The 292-nt window shown below is 36.0% G+C and carries 1 protein-coding gene and 1 pseudogene; both read right to left on the reverse strand.

Annotation, left to right across the window (positions count from 1 at the left end; genetic code table 11):
- Positions 1-89 (reverse strand): LPS translocon maturation chaperone LptM (locus ACFIK8_RS12245; protein WP_375669585.1); only part of this gene is annotated, 89 nt, incomplete at its 3' end.
- Between the two features lie 59 nt (positions 90-148).
- A pseudogene (locus ACFIK8_RS12250) lies at positions 149-292 on the reverse strand (argininosuccinate lyase); the annotation flags it as partial.

The raw sequence follows: 292 nt of genomic DNA on the forward strand, positions 1-292 counted from the left end.
GGCAATTCTAACGCGCCTTTACGCCCGCATCCAACTACAACAGCACCATAAAAAAGGACAATCATCAGACTCTTTAAAATAATTTTCATATGCCCTCTTTTCCTCCTATCGATCTTTTTCCTTATTTCTGGGTTAAAAATAAAATCACTCAGGCGTTTACAAGGCGTTTTTTCCAATGGGCAATTTGATAAAGTACTTCTGAAAGCACCTTACCATCAAAACTTTTACGACTTTTAATCGATTTTTCAACCGTTAAAACATCAAAAAGTGCTGCATTGATATCTGGACATAT

Source organism: Bartonella sp. MR168JLCBS, assembly GCF_042194175.1.